Raw genomic sequence first — 16,477 nt, forward strand, 5'->3', positions numbered from 1 at the left:
AAACTCTCACCTCGCCCATTGTCTTTTTTTATACATAAAAACCAAACCCAAGTAGATATGCCATTTAAATAGCATCTAATTTATTTCCTTGAAGGAAAAAGCTCATTATTGTTTATAATCTCTTAACAAAAAGAACAATCCTATTTTATTTCTAAATGTTTTTTTATTGGATGAATACCTCTTAAATTTTCTACTGCTATACATATTATAGATCATAAAAGGAGGAATACTTTATGGGATACTATGGTAATGTAGGAGGCATAAATAACAATTGCTATTACGGCGGCAACAGCGGTTATAACGGCTCATCATTCGTCCTAATTGTTGTTTTATTTATTCTTCTAATTATTGTTGGCGCATCTTTCATGTATTAATCTAAAAAGCCTTTTATTTATTAAATCTAACACTACTTGTTATTCTTCTTAGTCTTCTAATTATTGTCTGTACTCGTTTCGTAAGAGCTTATTGATAATATCCAATAGAGTTTCTAATGCTTAGAATTAAAGAAATAGCCTTTCCTTTCTAATATTTATAAAGGGTCACTAACCTCCATGTGATCCTTTTAATTTCGTTATTATGAGCTAAAATAGCGGCTTAAAATTAGTTGGGTAACTGAATATTTTCACGTCTTTGATGAATAAAGCCACCTAATATGTTCTCGATTTCAGTTTCATAGCTGTTGAACCTTGCTTCCAATTATGCTTGTAATCAATTTCCTATACTTTTTCTCCCATAGAATTTTTCATCAATACTTCTTGCCCTTCTGAACAGATACTTCAGCGTACTCTTTTTATTGTTAATTATCCTAAGTTAAATCATTGTAATTTAGCATATTCACGAATTTGAATAGGCCACCATAGTAAATGAAAAAGCATATGGACTATTATAGCCGCTACTAAACTTCCATAAACAAAGGCTGCTCCTGCAAAAACACCCACCCAAATATTTCCGACAATAGCATACACATACATGGATGTTTTTGGCTTACTGGTAACAAGCTTTATAGATGGTATATGGATGAGAGCAAATAAAATACTTGAAAAAGTGATTGCTATCCATACGCTAGTCTCATTGTTTAAATTCACTAATTGACACAACCAAATAAACAAGCTAAGTAAACTCCATCTAAATATGACTTCCTCTATAATTCCTCCATAAAATACACGGCTTAAAATACCTGCATTAACATAATAGTTTTCAATTTTATAATATTCTTCTCTTGTCAAATTAGGTACAAAGTACATATAGTAGAATAGTAAATTACCAATAGAACAAATAATTCCTAAACCGAAGCCATATGAAATTATCTTTATAGCCCCTATTTGTTGCACTACATCAATCTTAGGTACAATAAAAGCACCTATCGCTGAAAAGATAATGGCAGTAAGAATATGAATTATTAATCGTTGCCGATCAGTTACATCATCTTCTTTAATATAAATTTTTTCTGATTGATACATATAATAAATACCAGGTATGCAGATAATAAATACAATAATCATGTACACCCAATTCATAAAAGCTACTCTCCCTTAACTTTTTTGTTCTTCTATAATCACCTCGTAAATCTTGTTCACTACATACTCAAATTGATTGATTACTTCATCATCTAGCTTAGAATAGTATTTTGAAACTACCTGTTTATCCACCTCTTCATACAGTTTATATAGCTCTTCACCTTTCGAGCCAAGTGTTACATCAATTTTACGTCTGGATTCTGGATTAATTGTCCGTTCAATGTAATGTCCACTCTCTAATTTAGACAGTAATTGACTAATTGCACTAGCTGACATATTCATCTTTTCAGCCAATTCATTCACAGTTAAAGTTCCATGAACATGTACATGCTCCATAATCAAGGCTTGCTTTGACGTTAATTTATGTTCAAGTACTTCTTCATAGTGATTAAGCAAAGCATAATTTATCTGATCTAATGTTTGAAAAATATTCTTCATTCTTTCTTTTAACATAAACACACCCCAACAATTTAAATAATTAAATATTTTAAGTTCATAAAATATTTTGTTAATTAAAATATTAATCTCACCAACTCCATTCTGTCAACTGATAATTGCTGCTACTGATTTATTATTCAAATAGTAAAAGCCACACCTTATTTGTAGTGAATCCCAAAAGTTAGACCAAAAATCTAACAGTTGGGGTGCAGTACATAGTAGATGTGACTTCATAGTGTTAATTGAACAGTCCCTTTCAAAAAGACGACTGCCTAAAATGGTTGGTAAAAAAACACAGTAAATATAAAGTGTTTTTTAGCTTAAGAATATTAGCGACCTATTTCACCAAAGCCTCAAATTAATGAGTGAAATTTTGTTTTGCCAAATTGCTACAATTCCTGTGTTGCTTCCTCTTTACTTACAGAAATCCTTAACGAAGATGCTAGTATGATAAACATACTAATAATGCCAATCCAAACAAGCGCTGATACAGAAGTGTTCCAAGACAATTCTTTTCCAAAGAAAAATAGCTCCCGTAAGCCCTCAGTCATAAACCGCATTGGTAACCAGGCATACACCCAATCACGATAAAAGGAGGACATCATTTCCCGAGGGAGTGCAAGTAATGGTCCGCCAAAGAATAGCATTAAAGCAAAAATAGCTATTCCTTTTATGCCAAACCATGAAAGAACCGCAGATATTAATAAAAAGAAACTAAAAGATGTAATAGATAAAAATAAGGCTGTATCCATATATGCAGGTATATGGATTCCTACCATCTCATCAGCGATCCAGGTAAACCCAAATCCTACTACAAGGGCAACAATTGCTCCTATACATATTTGCCCAATCTTTGCTGAAAGACTCTCTCTTCGCGTACTAATTTGGAGTTTATTTACAACAATAAACAAAATAGCTGTACTAGCCAAAATAGCCATCCATAAAGGTTGAAATAAAGAAACAGGAGCATTGCCATTAGCACTATTTTCTCCGATCTCGTTGACATTTGAGACCACTTTTGAAATAGGTGTTACTAAGGCGGATGCCTGTTCTACTGTCAATGTTCCTCCCTGTGCTTTGAACCCTTCTAGTAGCTGCGTGCGAACTTGATTGTTCATATTATCAACTATCCCGTTCAGTATTTGCCCTGCCATTGTAGAGGCTGCAGTATTCATGCCTTGATTAATTAATATTTGTACTTCTGGCTTGGAGGGCACAGGAGTACGTAGAGATGCTTGTTTGTTACTAAAATCTTTAGGAATTACTAATGCTGCATAATATTTTTGCTTATCTAAACCCTTTTGTACCTCTTCTGTGCTTTTTATTACAATCCACTTTATAGCAGGCTCTTCATCTTTTGATGGTGTTCCAGAAGTAGTTTGTATCATTTCAACAATTGTTTTACCCATATTCATTTTTGCTTGATTTGGAACTTCAACTCCCTGATCTTCATTTACAATTGCTATCGGTAAATTTTTCGGTGTTGGTTGCACAGAAGGAAATAATGTTAGTGAAAAGATAAAAACAACGATCAATGCAATAATTGGTGCAAGCCATACCAGTTTATTTTTAAGCATTTTCATTTACCTCACCTCTTTTTGAGTTATAATAATGAACAACCTGTTGTTTATTACACAATAAATTATAAAATTGAGATTGTAACCATTCAATAATCAAAAACAAGAAAAGTGTCGTTTACAGAACACATTGAATACATGTGTCGGATAAAATTTTGGAGGGATTTTTTTGAAAGATAATTTCACGGATTTACGTGTTATTCGAACAATTGAGGCTATTAAAGATGCATTGGTTGAATTGATTGAAGAGAAGGGGTTTGATTCAATAACTGTAAAGGATATTACATCTAAAGCAAAAATAAATAGAGGGACTTTTTATGCACATTATCAAGACAAATATGATTTAATGAATCGATACCAAGAAGAAATCATGCTTGGGATGTCAAACATTGCAAAACAAAATATTTATAATTTAATTGCTGACCTTCATACGAATGGCACTACCTTGAAGCCATTCGAAATTGCTATATTAATATTTGAATTTTTAGAGCAAAATAAAAGGTTTATGAAGGCAGTATTAGGTCCAAATGGAGACCTATCTTTTCAAACCAAATTAAAAAACTTTATGTGGAAAACTTTATTTGAGAGTGAAGAAAGTCCGCTAAAACAAGAGAATATCCTTGTTCCAAGAGAATACCTTGTTTCGTACATTGCTTCAGCACATATTGGTGTAGTTCAGCAATGGCTGCTTAGTGACAGAAAGGAAACACCACAAGAAATGGCTAGGATATTATCAACCATCACACTAAATGGACCTTTTTTTGCAGCTGGCTTAAAAAAGTGAAATCAGAGGATTATAGCAAAAAAAGATTCTTTTGATTACTTATTGATGTAATAAACGTAAACGAAAGAATCTTTTTAAAACTATTATTAGTAAACCTAAATCAGGGTGGTATAAATTTAATTCTTCTAGATAAAATGCTAGTTAAAAAAGAGTGATTTGTATTTCTTCTTGTTCATCATAAATTTGAATTTCTTGAGTATCTATATAAAAAATGCAGTCATCTATCGCTGAGGATTCTTCATCAAAAATAAGAAATCCTTGTTTTGCATATTCCATACAAGCCAATACAACATCCATATAAATATAAGGTCTTTGCAGTCTCCCTCTAGAAATTCGTTTATCCACATCATAATAGGTTTTAATTAGATGACTAATTTCAGTAGAACTTGTGACTCCATTCTTTACTAGACAATAAGCAGTTTCTTTTAATGTTGGATGGATAGGAAGCTGATTATTCACAATTTCCACTAACCTTTGTTCCCTAGCTTGTTGTTCATTTTTTTCTTGTTGAAGTCGCTCATCAATTAGGAGGCTCACCTTCTCATAAATCTTCAGATGATCTACGTTTAACGATTCCTTTGGTCTATTTTTCTCTTGATCTTTAATTATTTTCAAAAGTCGCCTAAACTGACTATTTAATAATGGTACCTTATATTCTATATGTTCCTGTATATCCAATGGTATATTGATTTTGTTAGATAATTCATCTAAAACTTTATACCCATAGTCTTTAATTCTTATTTTTCTTAACATTTCATCTAGTTCATGATCAATTATCCTTAATCCATTCACAACTTCATTTATATCTCTTACCTGTAGGTTTAAAAAATCCACAAGATGAACCTTCCCATATGTAATAGTTTTTAAAGTCTTAGAATGTTGTACTGTAAATTCGTATCTCAAAGAACGGCCACATGCACACTTCCCCTCACGATTTCTGAACCCGTAGTCATGGTATTTAATAATCTTCCAATCAGCGGCATTTTGCTCATCCTCTAACAAAACAATTTCATCTGTCGACTTGAGTGCACTAACCTTTTCAGATAGCATAAAATTCCCGAAAATTGTTTCCCTACCTCGTTTTAGTTTATGCTCTAAAAAGATTCTCTGTTCTTCTGTAACAAGAGATAATAAATAATTTCTTTCTTCTTGTGAAAGAGGTTCTACCACCTAATTCAAGCCTCCTCATGCATAACTTATCGCGTTCTATATTACCATAAATGCTAGCATTGTTTTCTCTCTATATAAAAATGTCTGCCTATGATAAAAAGCAGACATTTTATATAAATGAACCCATTACTACTACTAGCAATGATTTTATTTCACTTCGAGGTATCCTTTTATGGCTTTGGAAACGTACTATTTTTGCCGTGAAACAATTGTCGTTTCAAACTTTTCTGGATCAATAAGATTAAAGGATTTTCGCTCATGAAGTAAGATAATTGTGATTGTTTGCACCATGGTAGCTTTATCACGTTGAATCATTCTAAATAAGGCTCCTTTAAGTAACAAAGTTAAAATTTTTCAATTGAAATATCTGAATTAATTGTTATTGCTACTTGAATTCCCGTTGCTTCTGAAAGAACAATTTCTGTTGGTGCAGGCTGAGCAGCATCGCCAGCTGCATACACATCTTTTTCTAATGTTCTTCCAAAATAATCAACAACGATTAACCCATGTTCATCTAAATCACAAGAAAATCCTTGACCAATGGAATTTGTTGTATAAATGGATGGGGTAATAAAGCCTGCCTCCCGCTCAATTTCTAACCCATCTTGAAAGGCGACACTACCCAATACCCCCCATTATGCCCTTTCATTTCTTTAATCTTATCGGTGATCACATTTATCCCTTTATTTTCTAGTTCTCTCTTTTCATTTTCCTTTATTTCATGACCGTTTGTTGCCACGATTAAATCATTTGATAAGTTGAAAATTATTTTTGCAGTTCGTGCAACATCACCTGTTTCATTTATATAAATCAATTTTCTTTCCTTCAATTCCCAGCCATAGCCATATGGAGAAGTAAAAATACTTTTATTATAATATTGCTTAATATTTGGGATTGCTGTCTGTATTTTAGTACCATCTGTCAAAAGAATTTTCTCAGCTAGAAAATTCTCGCCATCTTCTGTATAAATTTTAAAAAGCTTATTGTCTGACTGTTTAATAGCCGTAACGCTTTGACTAACGATGGAATGAATAGTTGGATATTGATTTAATTTTTCTTTTGCTGCTTGCATAAATTCAATAGAGGCATTTCCATTTCTTGAAATACTTTCTTGAAGCTCGAATGCAAGGTGGTCATTATTTGTATCAAACAATGCTACTAATCGATTCGCTCTACCTAGCAATAATGCTGCATTTAATCCTGCCCGGTCCTCCACCTATAATTGCACACTCAAAAATCTCCATCTTATTTCCTCCTGTTTTTATGACGAATCAAACTCCAATAATTTGCTTTAGATTTTCAAAAGGAACATATCCGACAATTGGTTCTTGTAATTTATTATGAATAATCAAACGAGAATGAGGAATCCCAAGCACCTGATATTTCGCCGCAAGCTCTGGGCTTTTGTCAACATTCACCCTTATAATTTTCACCTTATCACTACACTCTTCATTAAGTTGATTTAAAACCATTCCGAACATTTTACAAGGACTACACCACTCAGCCCAAAAGTTTATGATCACCATTTTTTTAGTTTTTAGGTGTTCTCCTAATTCCTGTTTTGTTGTTACATGAACAATTGCCATAATTTTTCCCCCTTCATGGAAATAAAAATTTTAAAGATATAATATGCTTTAAGTGTTATTTATTTGAATCAACAATTCCCCCTTCAATAAATATTAGAGACCTTTAATATCCATAATTAAAATAAAATTTTTAAGTTGTACTATCGAAAACAACTGCCATTGCGGTTTTATAACCTTCAGCAGCAGCAATTATTAATGAAGACGGACCTAATTTTGCTGTCTCCCCCGCTGCATAAATATTTTCCTGTGACGTTCGCTCTGCCTCATCTGCCACAATGCTACCATTTTCATTTAATTGACAACCAAGCTGCTCTGCAAATTGATTTGGTCGCATAAAATTAGGTACAATAAATCATCCACTCTTTCGATTTCAAGTCCTGAACTAAACACTACTTTGTTTAAATAACCGTCCTCACCACTCAAGCTATGAATAGGTTCAGTAAATAACAGTTATATCTTTTCTTTGAAGTTCATTCAATGTTGGAGCAGAAACTTCATGACCATTTGTAGCTATTACTAAATCTTTTGACCAGTTATATAAAAGCTTTCCTTTAAAAAGGGTTTGTTCTTCATCCTCCGAGATGATAATTAGAGGTTTATCTCTCAACCCCCATCCATCGCAAGTTGGGCAGCTGAATAGACTTTTCCCATAATAATTTTTAATATCTGGAATCGATGGAAATTCCTCTTGAACACCTGTTGCCAATATTATTCTCTCAGCAACATATTCTGTATTTTCTAATGTCTCAATTTTAAACAACCCGTTTGTTTGCTTTGTTATATTCATAACTGTGCCTTGATAAAAATGGACTGAAGGGTATTTTTTTACATCTTTCAAAGCTATTTCTTTAAACTCTGCTGGTTTAATGCCATCACGTGTAAGAAATCCATGTGATTCATGTGTAACACGATTCCGATTTGTTCCATTATCAAATAAAGCGACTTTTTTACGGGACCTCCCTAAAATCAAGCTTGCATTTAAACCAGCGCCACCTGCACCTATAACTGCACAATCAAATAATTCCATCATGTAAATCTCCTCCACAAGTTATTTAGAGTACATGTTGTTTCTGTTAAAAATCTCAATTTCTACAGCATACAACATGTATTCTAGCTCAAATTAAAGTTAAAAAACAGAATGATTCTAAGATATAACCGCTTGAAAATTTATAGAAGATCAGCAACCAAAAAGAATCCAAGTTCAGAGTATAAAAACATCCGAAGACTTAAAAGACTCCTTATATCTATAATCATTCAAAAAATAATGGTGGACTATAAATCCACGACTATTTTTTCACAAAATCCGATATTTTTCTGTTTCTTAACTCATTCTCCAGTTTTTCTTCTGCAGATAGCATTACTTCTTTAATTACACACTTAGGATCGTTATATAAACAACAATCGAACAACGAAGATTTGCCTTCAATTGCATGTATAATATCTAAAAATGAAATATCTTCCCAATTGTGACGAAGTGTATATCCACCATTAGCACCCGATACGGAGTTAATCATACCCTCTTTGACTAACTTGGTGAGGATTTTAGACAAATATGTGGGAGAAACATTTTGCATCTCAGCTAATTGTTGGACACCCATTGGTTTATTTGGTGTTTCCTTTGCAAGAAAAAGCATTGTGTGTAGTGCATAATTTGTAGCTTTGGAATATTTCATAACTGTTATTCACCTCAATTAGAGACTTTACATATCCATAATATCACCGAATTTTTATTATTTCAATTTTTATGTCTCATAGAAAGAATTGAATTATCGTTCATAATTTCGATTGCAATATTTGGCTACATGTTGTTTCTTTTAAAAATACATTTGTACCCTAACATTCGGGGATATTAAATATGCTCTTCACTATACTCTATTTTAATACACTTCTTGCCAATTCGATAAATTCCTTCATTGATGGTGAAATCCATTTCTCTTGATGCCACAGCATTTGAGTAGCAAATTGTATTTCAGATAAATCCCAAGGTAAAGTGATTAGCTCTCCCCGCTCTAACTCTCCCTTTATCGCCATTTGCGGTAGTAAGGCAATGCCAAGCCCAACCATAGCACATTGTTTAATGGCCTCTGCACTATTAAACTCCAGCTCGGTCAAGCTATCTGCCCCTTTTCTCAATAACGTGCGATAGAAGAAAGTCCGATAAGAGCAACCTTTTTCACTTAATAAAATTTGCTCTCTATTAAAATCTTCTATGCTTAATGTTAAGCGTGTAGCTAATGGATGATCGGGTGAAACTACCATAAGAAATGGTTCGTCCATTAATAACTCTGTATGAAGATCCCTAGATATGACAGGTTCATCCAGCATAAAGACCACATCAACATTTCCTTCCCTCAGACTCTGTTTCAAATTGTGACTAGACAAGGGTCTAAACAAAAGACGTACGTTCGGATATCGTTCGCGAAAAACCCGAAGTAATGCGGGTAGACGGTATGTACAGAGCACTTCGTCTGCACCAATTGTAACCGTACCAGTTAATTCTCCGCTCTGACTTGAGACATACCGAGCCTCCTCTATATCATTTAAAATTTTATTAGCATAGGGCAACAACTGCTGGCCTGCATCTGTTAATACAACACTCTTGCCCAAGCGATCCAATAGTTTAACGCCCAATTCTTCCTCTAAAGCCTTGATTTGCATGGTTATAGTAGACGGAACATAGTTCAATACTTCGGCAGTGCGGCTAAAACTGCGTGTGGAAGCAAGCATCCAAAATGTTTTAAGTTGGCGGATTTCCAATGAGACAGCTCCTCTTAATTCAAAAAAATTGAACGTTATAGTCAAAAACGTTTCGTTGATTTGATGGTAGCAGTATCGTAGAGTAAAAATCAAGCTTCAACACTAAATCTTGTCTAACAAAGGAGAATTGAATTATGAAAGATTACGAAATTTATTCACTAGGAGATGTCATACTGCAATCTGGTCAAAAGCTACCTCAAGCCTTTCTTGCCTATAAAACCTATGGAACTTTAAATCCCACCAAGTCAAATGTAATTGTCTACCCTACCTGGTTTGCTGGTCAGCACACTGATAATGAGTGGTTGATTGGACCTGGTAAAGCTCTCGATCCAGACAAATACTTTATTATTGTACCTAATATGTTAGGGAATGGTCTTTCTTCCTCCCCAAGCAATACACCAGCCCCTTTTGACAGAGCTAATCTCCCGCTCATTACGATTTATGATAATGTTCAGCTACAACATCGGCTCATAACCGAGAAATTTGGTATTAAGAAAATCGCTCTAGTCGTTGGCTGGTCGCTCGGAGCGCTGCAAACCTTTCAATGGGGAACAAGTTATCCTGAGATGGTCGAGCGGATTGCACCGTTTGGTGGAACAGCAAAGACGAGGCCACATGCACAGCTTGTTTTTGAGGGGCTTATTGCAGCATTGCAAGCGGACTCCAATTGGAAGGAAGGCTTCTATACCCATCAGCCTACAAGAGGACTCGCCGCGATGGGACGTGCCTATGCTCCTTGGGGATTTTCTCAAGCTTATTATTTGGAGCAGCTCTATCAGGTGGAAGGATACTCGACGTTAAAGGCATATCTGGAAGGCTATTGGGATCAAGTGTTCCTTTCCTTTGACGCCAACGACTTAATTGCTATGCTACGTACAGGGATCAACGGGGATATTAGTGCCAATCCTCAAGACAACAAAAATTTTGAACAGGCATTAAACAAGATCACCGCTCCTGCTCTTGTTATGCCAGGATTGACTGATCTGTTCTTCCCTCCTGAGGATAATGCATATGAAGTAAAACATATGCCTAATGTTTGTTTTCAACCAATCGAATCCAAGTGGGGACATTGCTTTGGAATCGGTCAAAACGAACAGGATTCTCTCGTGATAGACAACCATTTGAAACAATTTTTGCAGTTATGATAAATGTCTTTCCGTATCTAATAACAAACTACTGATATTTGATTTCTTCAATTAGGTTTTCGTTTTTAAGATCTCTTTTTACTAAATAAAGCGATCTACATCAAAAATTTTCGTGGAAGTTTGACTGAGCTCTTGACTTTATAGCTAACTAGAGGGTATATACTCATAGCGAAATAAAAAAAGAGAAGGTGAAAAAATGTTTAAAATCAGCGAATTTTCCAGACTAAGCAGAATTCCACTGCAAACTTTGCGTTATTATGATCAGCTCGGAATCTTAAAGCCTACCAAAACAGATAAATCGACTGGGTATCGGTACTACTCAGCCGAACAGCTGCTGGAGATTAATCGGATCATCATTTTTAAAGAATTAGGGTTTACACTACAACAAATCGCACAACTTCTTCAAGAAGAAATATCTGCTGAACAGATTCGTGGCATGCTTAGACTTAAAGAAAGTGAAATCGACAACTGCTTGATATTGAAAGGACCAAGCTCGCCCAGGTTAAAGAACGAATACAGCTTGTAGAGCGTGAAGGTAGGATGGATAAAGACCAGGAAGTTGTTATTAAGTGCATTGAAGAAATGCACATGATTACATATGCTTCACCAGGAACACTTGACGATATCCCAACCCTTTTCAAAATTTTCAAATTGCGGCAACCATTCAGGTGGATCGTAAAAAAATATTGTTAATTATGCTCGGTATTTTTATTTTGAGTAGCTCCCTAGTCTATTTCAGTCCCTCTTTTGACATGATATTATTGGCAAGAGTGATTCAAGGCGTTAGCGGTGGAGCTGCTACTGTTATTGCAATGGCTGTGGCGACTCGTTTAGTGGAAGTACAGAATCGGGGTCGAGCTATCGGTACTATTCTGATGGGTTTAAGCAGTTCTCTTGTTCTTGGTGTTCCAGCAGGCACGTTTCTAAGCGAAGTTGTTGGCTGGAGAATATTATTCATCCTTATAGGAATACTAACATTGATTCCATTGCTGGTAGTCTTTACTAAAGTCCCGTCTATTACTGAGGAAAAAACTTTTTCGATCGGAATGCAGCTGTCAATTTTGAAAAACAAAAAGATTGTTCTTGCTCTTGCCATTACACTGTTCTATATTGGGGGATACTCTACGTTGTTTACTTACATCGCTCCCTACTTACAAGCAAATGCGAAATTTTCGGGTGCTACACTTTCCGGAATTCTGTTAATTTTTGGACTTTGCAGTTTTTTCGGCTCCAAATTTGGAGGAGTAATTGCTGATAAAAAAGGACCGAAGTTCATGATTTATACTGGTCTTTCCATCCAAGCCGGAATGTTATTGCTTGTGTCTTGGGCAGACGGCTTGATTTATGCTATCATTCCGTTGATTATGATATGGATGGTGGCAACATGGGCAACCTCCCCAGCACAGCAGTTGTATTTGGTATCATTAGTAGAACATTCACCAGATATTGCTCTTAGCGTCAATACTTCGTTTATCCAGTTCGGTTTTGCTCTTGGCTCGGCTATCGGGGGGCTGGTGATCAGCAGTTTTTCTATAGATAATCTTAGTTGGTCTGGACTTACAATGGTCCTACTGGCACTTTTTCTAGCCGCCTGGTTGTTCGCTTACAAAAATGAAAATGTAACATCAAATAAAAATTCACTTTAGTTAATCTTTTGCCTGTTTCTTTGTAAGATTGTTCAGAATGAAAATTGAAAGAGCGTGTTTTAATATTTGATAAAAACACGCTCCATTTTGATTACTTGCCATGAAATAATTATGGTGTGAAAACTTTAACTTCTGTCAGCGGATGTTTGGACTCCCGCTGAAAGGAAACTTAAACTCGCATTCATCTCACCATCTATAAAGGTAAGGGACTAAATTTTTATAATGGCTAATACATCTTCACCCTCTGGATCCATACCAACTTCAACGAAACCGAAGCTTCCGTAAAAGTCTTTCGCGACAGGATTATCTGGATTGTAACAGATTTCAATCTCTTCTAATCCATCTGTTTGTTTAATTTCATTAAGGGCTAGTTGCAAAGCTTTACGTCCGATACCTTTGTTTTGATAGTTTTCATCTACCATAAATCTCCAAATAGATATTCTTTTAGTTGTTTCAGGCACCCACATGAAAAATCCGACAGGTTTCTCATCTAAATAAATGGCGCGTGTTTGATAGGAAGGATTGAATTTTGACTCAACGAGTGACCACATATTTTCTGCTACATAATCATACTGATTTTCTGCTACAGATAAGTCACAAACATCCTCATAATTATTTTTATCCACATTAGTAAGCGTTATATTCATTTTATGTAATCTCCTATTGAATTAGATTATTAGCTCCCTTTCAGAGAAAAGACAAAGGTTTATAAGTAACAGAGATTCATATTTATTTCTTTGCATTTTTCCCCAAAATAATTTCTGCCATTTTTATTGCATATTCTTCACTTTCAAAATCCTCAATATTACTTAGCACCGCAATCGTTAAACGTTCTTCTATGAAGTAGATAAAGTGAGAAGGATAGCCAGCCCAGAGTCCAGAATGCTCCAAGTAAGAACTATCAAAATCTTTACCGATAGACAAGCCAAAAGCATAGTCTTCATTATCAATAATTAGCTCACCGGCTGAAGAAGTTTTTGGTCCTACCTCACCCATTCTTTTAACAAGCTCAATCCCACCAACAATGCCTGTAGCGAAGTTTTGTCCCCATTTTACTAAATCCTCAACATTTGTATGAACCTCTCCATCTCCAGTATGTTCCCAAGGACTTTCATAAATTTCATATTCACCTTGCTCATTCTTCGTGTAACCACGAGCAATCGGAGTATTGATAGGATAGCTATCCACGATTGCTGTATCATTCATATTTAAAGGGTCAAAAATACGTTCCTTTGAAAATTCACGAAGAGATTTTCCACTAGCTATTTCAACTACTAAAGATAATAAAAAATATCCTGTGTTACTATATTCAAATTTTGTTCCAGCAGGAAAATCTGCAATTTGATGGCTGGCAAGATGTTCAAGAGATTGTTCAGCAGTTAATTTCTCTTTATCAGAAACCCCTTCTTTTTCAGCCAATTCCATATAATCTACTAATCCACCAGTATGATGAACTAGATGTCTTAGCGTGACAGATTCAGCATATTCCCCTAGAGAAGGTATATACTTCAAAATAGAATCGTCTAAACTTAGTTTACCTTCTTGCTCTAATAACAAAATAGCGAATGCTGTGAAATGTTTAGAGACGGATGCGATATTGAAAACAGTTTTTGTTGTAATGGGTAGTTTCTTTTCTATAGAATCTAAACCAACTGCCCCCTTATAAGTTACATTATCATCGAAACTCGCAATATAAGCACAGCCCGGTTCATCTGGTGAAAGGTTATTAAATAATTGTTGAATTGCTGCATCTATTGTTTGATTACATATACTATTCATATAAATTCACCTCTTAAAATAAATTTTTACCATAAGGTTATAGCCTCATTATAAAGTCTCACATTATGTGAACCTCAAATTTTTATTTACTTAAATAAAGAGGAATCTTTACAGGGTAGTCGTGATGCTTGTACTAACAAAATTTTCATCACGTTTATCCTAAGTAGGTTCCACTTCAAATTAGCGTTTTTTTTATAGCAATACTAACTTCTGTGACATATTCATCTCTATCTAGTGTAATAAATGCATCTGTATAATACTTTTCAATAAATGGTCCATCTAAACAATATCCATTTAAATGAGCCCAATCATATAAGGCACTATAAGCATAACTGATACTGTCATAATTACCTATATGTATTGTATAGATAGAATTTGCTTCCTCAAAAAATTTTATTCTAGTATCCTTTACTTCCTCTTCTACAATTATTGGTTGGCATACTTCTACATCATACTGCGAATAATCCTCCACCATTGAATGAAAAATTGCCAAATGTTTGCCGTTCAAAATTGGATTCGTTCGCTTTTCGCCACTTTTTTAATCAATTATGCTTTCCCATCATTTGTCGTTAACCAATTCACAATTCCTACGATTGGGAATGTAATTAATGTTGTAATAACTACTATTATAGGTGCTATGCTAATTGTTTTTGCTATATAAATAAGATACTTAATTGGCGCGAGTAATAGAATACTAGATATTGTCCATCCTGCAACTGCTACATAGTGATACACACCTTTTGCCCATTTTACTTTTACTAGGATTGGTAAAATCAACAGTAAACTAATGATTGCTGGAATTGTAAATGCGTAACTACTACCTTTGAAAGTAAGACTTGAAATCACAGCTAATACGATCCATAAAACTTGCGTGCTTATGACGAAATTCACAGCACCACACTTTTTTGAAATCCACTTCGCCAAAAAGAACGAGAGCACAATAGCAAGTAAGACCATTAACGTAAGGATCACCGAATCATAAGTACCAAACATAACGATCTATCTCAGCATGGTACGCCTCTAAACCACCCATATTTGCAAAGTTATACCCTAATTTTTTTGTTACTTTTAATTCAGTAAAATCTGTATCATTTGGCATCTTTTTATACATTTCAGAAGCAAAGGAGTATGCTACAGGATATGGAACAGTCTCCTTATACAATTGCACCAACTTTAAATCATTTGAACTCGTTTCAAACATAATCGGTACCCCTGTATTACCTCTTGCTTCGAAGTTTAGCATAACACGTACTTCGTCTAAAATATCCGTTCGATCTTGCAAAGCACTTGCTCCGAGTAAACCTGGCTCTTCACCATCAGTTAAAACAAAATAAATTGTATTTTTAGGTGCTGGCATTTGTTTTAAAGCTCTTGCCGCCTCCATAATTGTGACAACACCGTAACCATCATCTGATGCTCCAGGAGTTTCTATTTCAGAATCATAATGAGCTGTTAATAAAATCGCATTATCATCACCGGATGTTCCTTGGATTTTTGCAATAATATTTTCAACATTCTCTGCACCTATTTCTATAGCATACTCCCCACCATTTATATCCTTCACTGGCTTTGATTGAATTTCAACAGGAATATCCATATTTTGAAAATGTTTGACAATAAAATCTCTTACCTTTTTATTCGCAGAAGAGCCTATAGGATGTGGTTCCTTTGCTACTTCTTTTAAATAATTAAGAGCTCGGTCAGATGAAAAATTCTTTTCTGTTTCCCCTACTTCAACTTGAGAAGGACTTAAAAATTGACTAAAACTTATAAAAGACGTTAACAATGCAAGTAATATCGCAAAAATAAGTAACTTTCTTTTTTTCATCTACTTCTCTCCTTATCTTTTACTTGAAATGAAGTTTTATACAGATACTTCTAAAAAAAATTTGGCTTTCCAAAACCTAACCGAACGGTCAATAAAATTGTACTTAAAACTAACCAATCGGTCAAGTTATTTAATTTATGATAAATGATATAATAATAAAAAATGTAACAACCATTCTCTAGGAGGTACTCTAATGATTGATGGTAGGGAAAAAAAGGGAAATAAAACAAAAGAGGCATTGCTAAATGCT

The 16,477-nt window shown here is 34.5% G+C and carries 20 protein-coding genes and 1 pseudogene; 5 read left to right on the forward strand and 16 right to left on the reverse strand.

The window, feature by feature from the left end:
- Positions 1-260: 260 nt before the first annotated feature.
- Entirely contained in the window at positions 261-374 is a 114-nt protein-coding gene (locus tag ACQKIM_RS11270; RefSeq protein ID WP_427543563.1) for a YjcZ family sporulation protein, read from the forward strand.
- 441 nt (positions 375-815) lie between these two features.
- On the opposite strand, the gene ACQKIM_RS11275 is transcribed toward ACQKIM_RS11270, so the two are convergent.
- The 3 genes from ACQKIM_RS11275 to ACQKIM_RS11285 all read right to left on the reverse strand — a co-directional run bounded on the left by ACQKIM_RS11275 (position 816) and on the right by ACQKIM_RS11285 (position 3,532).
- A complete protein-coding gene (locus ACQKIM_RS11275) occupies positions 816-1,517 on the reverse strand; it encodes a CPBP family intramembrane glutamic endopeptidase (protein WP_427543507.1) in 702 nt (233 codons plus the stop codon).
- Between the two features lie 15 nt (positions 1,518-1,532).
- Positions 1,533-1,970, reverse strand: a complete 438-nt coding sequence (locus ACQKIM_RS11280) for a MarR family winged helix-turn-helix transcriptional regulator (protein WP_427543510.1) — start codon at positions 1,968-1,970, stop codon at positions 1,533-1,535.
- Positions 1,971-2,344: 374 nt separating this feature from the next.
- On the reverse strand, positions 2,345-3,532 hold the full coding sequence (locus tag ACQKIM_RS11285) for a YhgE/Pip domain-containing protein (protein ID WP_427543565.1): 1,188 nt from the start codon (positions 3,530-3,532) through the stop codon (positions 2,345-2,347).
- Between the two features lie 169 nt (positions 3,533-3,701).
- Here ACQKIM_RS11285 and ACQKIM_RS11290 point away from each other — a divergent pair, with 169 nt between their 5' ends.
- Entirely contained in the window at positions 3,702-4,316 is a 615-nt protein-coding gene (locus tag ACQKIM_RS11290) for a TetR/AcrR family transcriptional regulator (RefSeq protein WP_427543513.1), read from the forward strand.
- Positions 4,317-4,457: 141 nt separating this feature from the next.
- Here the strand turns inward: ACQKIM_RS11290 and ACQKIM_RS11295 are convergent, their stop codons facing one another.
- The 8 genes and pseudogenes from ACQKIM_RS11295 to ACQKIM_RS11330 all read right to left on the reverse strand — a co-directional run bounded on the left by ACQKIM_RS11295 (position 4,458) and on the right by ACQKIM_RS11330 (position 9,829).
- Positions 4,458-5,486, reverse strand: coding sequence for a hypothetical protein (locus tag ACQKIM_RS11295; RefSeq protein ID WP_427543516.1), 1,029 nt, complete (start codon positions 5,484-5,486; stop codon positions 4,458-4,460).
- 189 nt (positions 5,487-5,675) lie between these two features.
- Positions 5,676-5,801 (reverse strand): hypothetical protein, encoded by a 126-nt coding sequence (locus ACQKIM_RS11300; protein WP_427543519.1) that lies wholly within the window; start codon positions 5,799-5,801, stop codon positions 5,676-5,678.
- A gap of 29 nt (positions 5,802-5,830) precedes the next feature.
- A complete protein-coding gene (locus ACQKIM_RS11305; RefSeq protein ID WP_427543521.1) occupies positions 5,831-6,112 on the reverse strand; it encodes a hypothetical protein in 282 nt (93 codons plus the stop codon).
- A complete protein-coding gene (locus ACQKIM_RS11310; protein ID WP_427543524.1) occupies positions 6,082-6,702 on the reverse strand; it encodes a hypothetical protein in 621 nt (206 codons plus the stop codon). The genes ACQKIM_RS11305 and ACQKIM_RS11310 overlap by 31 nt, the downstream gene beginning before the upstream one ends.
- Before the next feature lie 55 nt (positions 6,703-6,757).
- Positions 6,758-7,072: a thioredoxin family protein gene (locus ACQKIM_RS11315; protein WP_427543527.1), complete on the reverse strand. Its 315-nt coding sequence runs from the start codon at positions 7,070-7,072 to the stop codon at positions 6,758-6,760.
- Between the two features lie 130 nt (positions 7,073-7,202).
- Positions 7,203-8,099 (reverse strand): annotated as a pseudogene (locus ACQKIM_RS11320) (NAD(P)/FAD-dependent oxidoreductase).
- Positions 8,100-8,358: 259 nt separating this feature from the next.
- Positions 8,359-8,745, reverse strand: coding sequence for an Rrf2 family transcriptional regulator (locus ACQKIM_RS11325; protein ID WP_427543530.1), 387 nt, complete (start codon positions 8,743-8,745; stop codon positions 8,359-8,361).
- Positions 8,746-8,944: 199 nt separating this feature from the next.
- On the reverse strand, positions 8,945-9,829 hold the full coding sequence (locus ACQKIM_RS11330) for a LysR family transcriptional regulator (protein ID WP_427543533.1): 885 nt from the start codon (positions 9,827-9,829) through the stop codon (positions 8,945-8,947).
- 134 nt (positions 9,830-9,963) lie between these two features.
- Between ACQKIM_RS11330 and ACQKIM_RS11335 the strand changes: the two genes are divergently transcribed.
- From ACQKIM_RS11335 to ACQKIM_RS11345, 3 genes are all read left to right on the forward strand, one after another.
- On the forward strand, positions 9,964-10,974 hold the full coding sequence (locus ACQKIM_RS11335) for an alpha/beta fold hydrolase (RefSeq protein WP_427543536.1): 1,011 nt from the start codon (positions 9,964-9,966) through the stop codon (positions 10,972-10,974).
- A 196-nt stretch (positions 10,975-11,170) separates the two neighbouring features.
- A complete protein-coding gene (locus tag ACQKIM_RS11340; RefSeq protein WP_427543539.1) occupies positions 11,171-11,500 on the forward strand; it encodes a MerR family transcriptional regulator in 330 nt (109 codons plus the stop codon).
- 142 nt (positions 11,501-11,642) lie between these two features.
- A complete protein-coding gene (locus ACQKIM_RS11345) occupies positions 11,643-12,620 on the forward strand; it encodes an MFS transporter (protein ID WP_427543542.1) in 978 nt (325 codons plus the stop codon).
- A 209-nt stretch (positions 12,621-12,829) separates the two neighbouring features.
- Here ACQKIM_RS11345 and ACQKIM_RS11350 read toward each other — a convergent pair whose 3' ends face one another.
- The 5 genes from ACQKIM_RS11350 to ACQKIM_RS11370 form a co-directional block, all read right to left on the reverse strand.
- Complete coding sequence (locus tag ACQKIM_RS11350) at positions 12,830-13,267, reverse strand: GNAT family N-acetyltransferase (protein WP_427543545.1); 438 nt, start codon at positions 13,265-13,267, stop codon at positions 12,830-12,832.
- An 82-nt stretch (positions 13,268-13,349) separates the two neighbouring features.
- Positions 13,350-14,399: a serine hydrolase domain-containing protein gene (locus ACQKIM_RS11355; RefSeq protein ID WP_427543548.1), complete on the reverse strand. Its 1,050-nt coding sequence runs from the start codon at positions 14,397-14,399 to the stop codon at positions 13,350-13,352.
- 175 nt (positions 14,400-14,574) lie between these two features.
- Positions 14,575-14,892: a hypothetical protein gene (locus ACQKIM_RS11360; RefSeq protein WP_427543551.1), complete on the reverse strand. Its 318-nt coding sequence runs from the start codon at positions 14,890-14,892 to the stop codon at positions 14,575-14,577.
- A 53-nt stretch (positions 14,893-14,945) separates the two neighbouring features.
- On the reverse strand, positions 14,946-15,392 hold the full coding sequence (locus ACQKIM_RS11365) for a hypothetical protein (RefSeq protein WP_427543554.1): 447 nt from the start codon (positions 15,390-15,392) through the stop codon (positions 14,946-14,948).
- Positions 15,376-16,227, reverse strand: a complete 852-nt coding sequence (locus ACQKIM_RS11370) for a M28 family peptidase (protein ID WP_427543557.1) — start codon at positions 16,225-16,227, stop codon at positions 15,376-15,378. The genes ACQKIM_RS11365 and ACQKIM_RS11370 overlap by 17 nt, the downstream gene beginning before the upstream one ends.
- Positions 16,228-16,477 lie beyond the last annotated feature (250 nt).

Origin of the sequence: Lysinibacillus sp. NPDC047702, assembly GCF_050272555.1 — a bacterium.
Lineage (GTDB): Bacteria > Bacillota > Bacilli > Bacillales_A > Planococcaceae > Lysinibacillus.

Bases quoted from the DNA above. Each gene is read 5' to 3' on its own strand.
- ACQKIM_RS11275 (WP_427543507.1), bottom strand. From the start codon at position 1,517: ATGAATTGGGTGTACATGATTATTGTATTTATTATCTGCATACCTGGT.
- ACQKIM_RS11285 (WP_427543565.1), bottom strand. From the start codon at position 3,532: ATGCTTAAAAATAAACTGGTATGGCTTGCACCAATTATTGCATTGATC.
- ACQKIM_RS11340 (WP_427543539.1), top strand. From the start codon at position 11,171: ATGTTTAAAATCAGCGAATTTTCCAGACTAAGCAGAATTCCACTGCAA.
- ACQKIM_RS11355 (WP_427543548.1), bottom strand. From the start codon at position 14,399: ATGAATAGTATATGTAATCAAACAATAGATGCAGCAATTCAACAATTA.
- ACQKIM_RS11350 (WP_427543545.1), bottom strand. From the start codon at position 13,267: ATGAATATAACGCTTACTAATGTGGATAAAAATAATTATGAGGATGTT.
- ACQKIM_RS11365 (WP_427543554.1), bottom strand. From the start codon at position 15,392: ATGTTTGGTACTTATGATTCGGTGATCCTTACGTTAATGGTCTTACTT.
- ACQKIM_RS11280 (WP_427543510.1), bottom strand. From the start codon at position 1,970: ATGTTAAAAGAAAGAATGAAGAATATTTTTCAAACATTAGATCAGATA.
- ACQKIM_RS11370 (WP_427543557.1), bottom strand. From the start codon at position 16,227: ATGAAAAAAAGAAAGTTACTTATTTTTGCGATATTACTTGCATTGTTA.
- ACQKIM_RS11335 (WP_427543536.1), top strand. From the start codon at position 9,964: ATGAAAGATTACGAAATTTATTCACTAGGAGATGTCATACTGCAATCT.
- ACQKIM_RS11315 (WP_427543527.1), bottom strand. From the start codon at position 7,072: ATGGCAATTGTTCATGTAACAACAAAACAGGAATTAGGAGAACACCTA.
- ACQKIM_RS11325 (WP_427543530.1), bottom strand. From the start codon at position 8,745: ATGAAATATTCCAAAGCTACAAATTATGCACTACACACAATGCTTTTT.
- ACQKIM_RS11300 (WP_427543519.1), bottom strand. From the start codon at position 5,801: ATGATTCAACGTGATAAAGCTACCATGGTGCAAACAATCACAATTATC.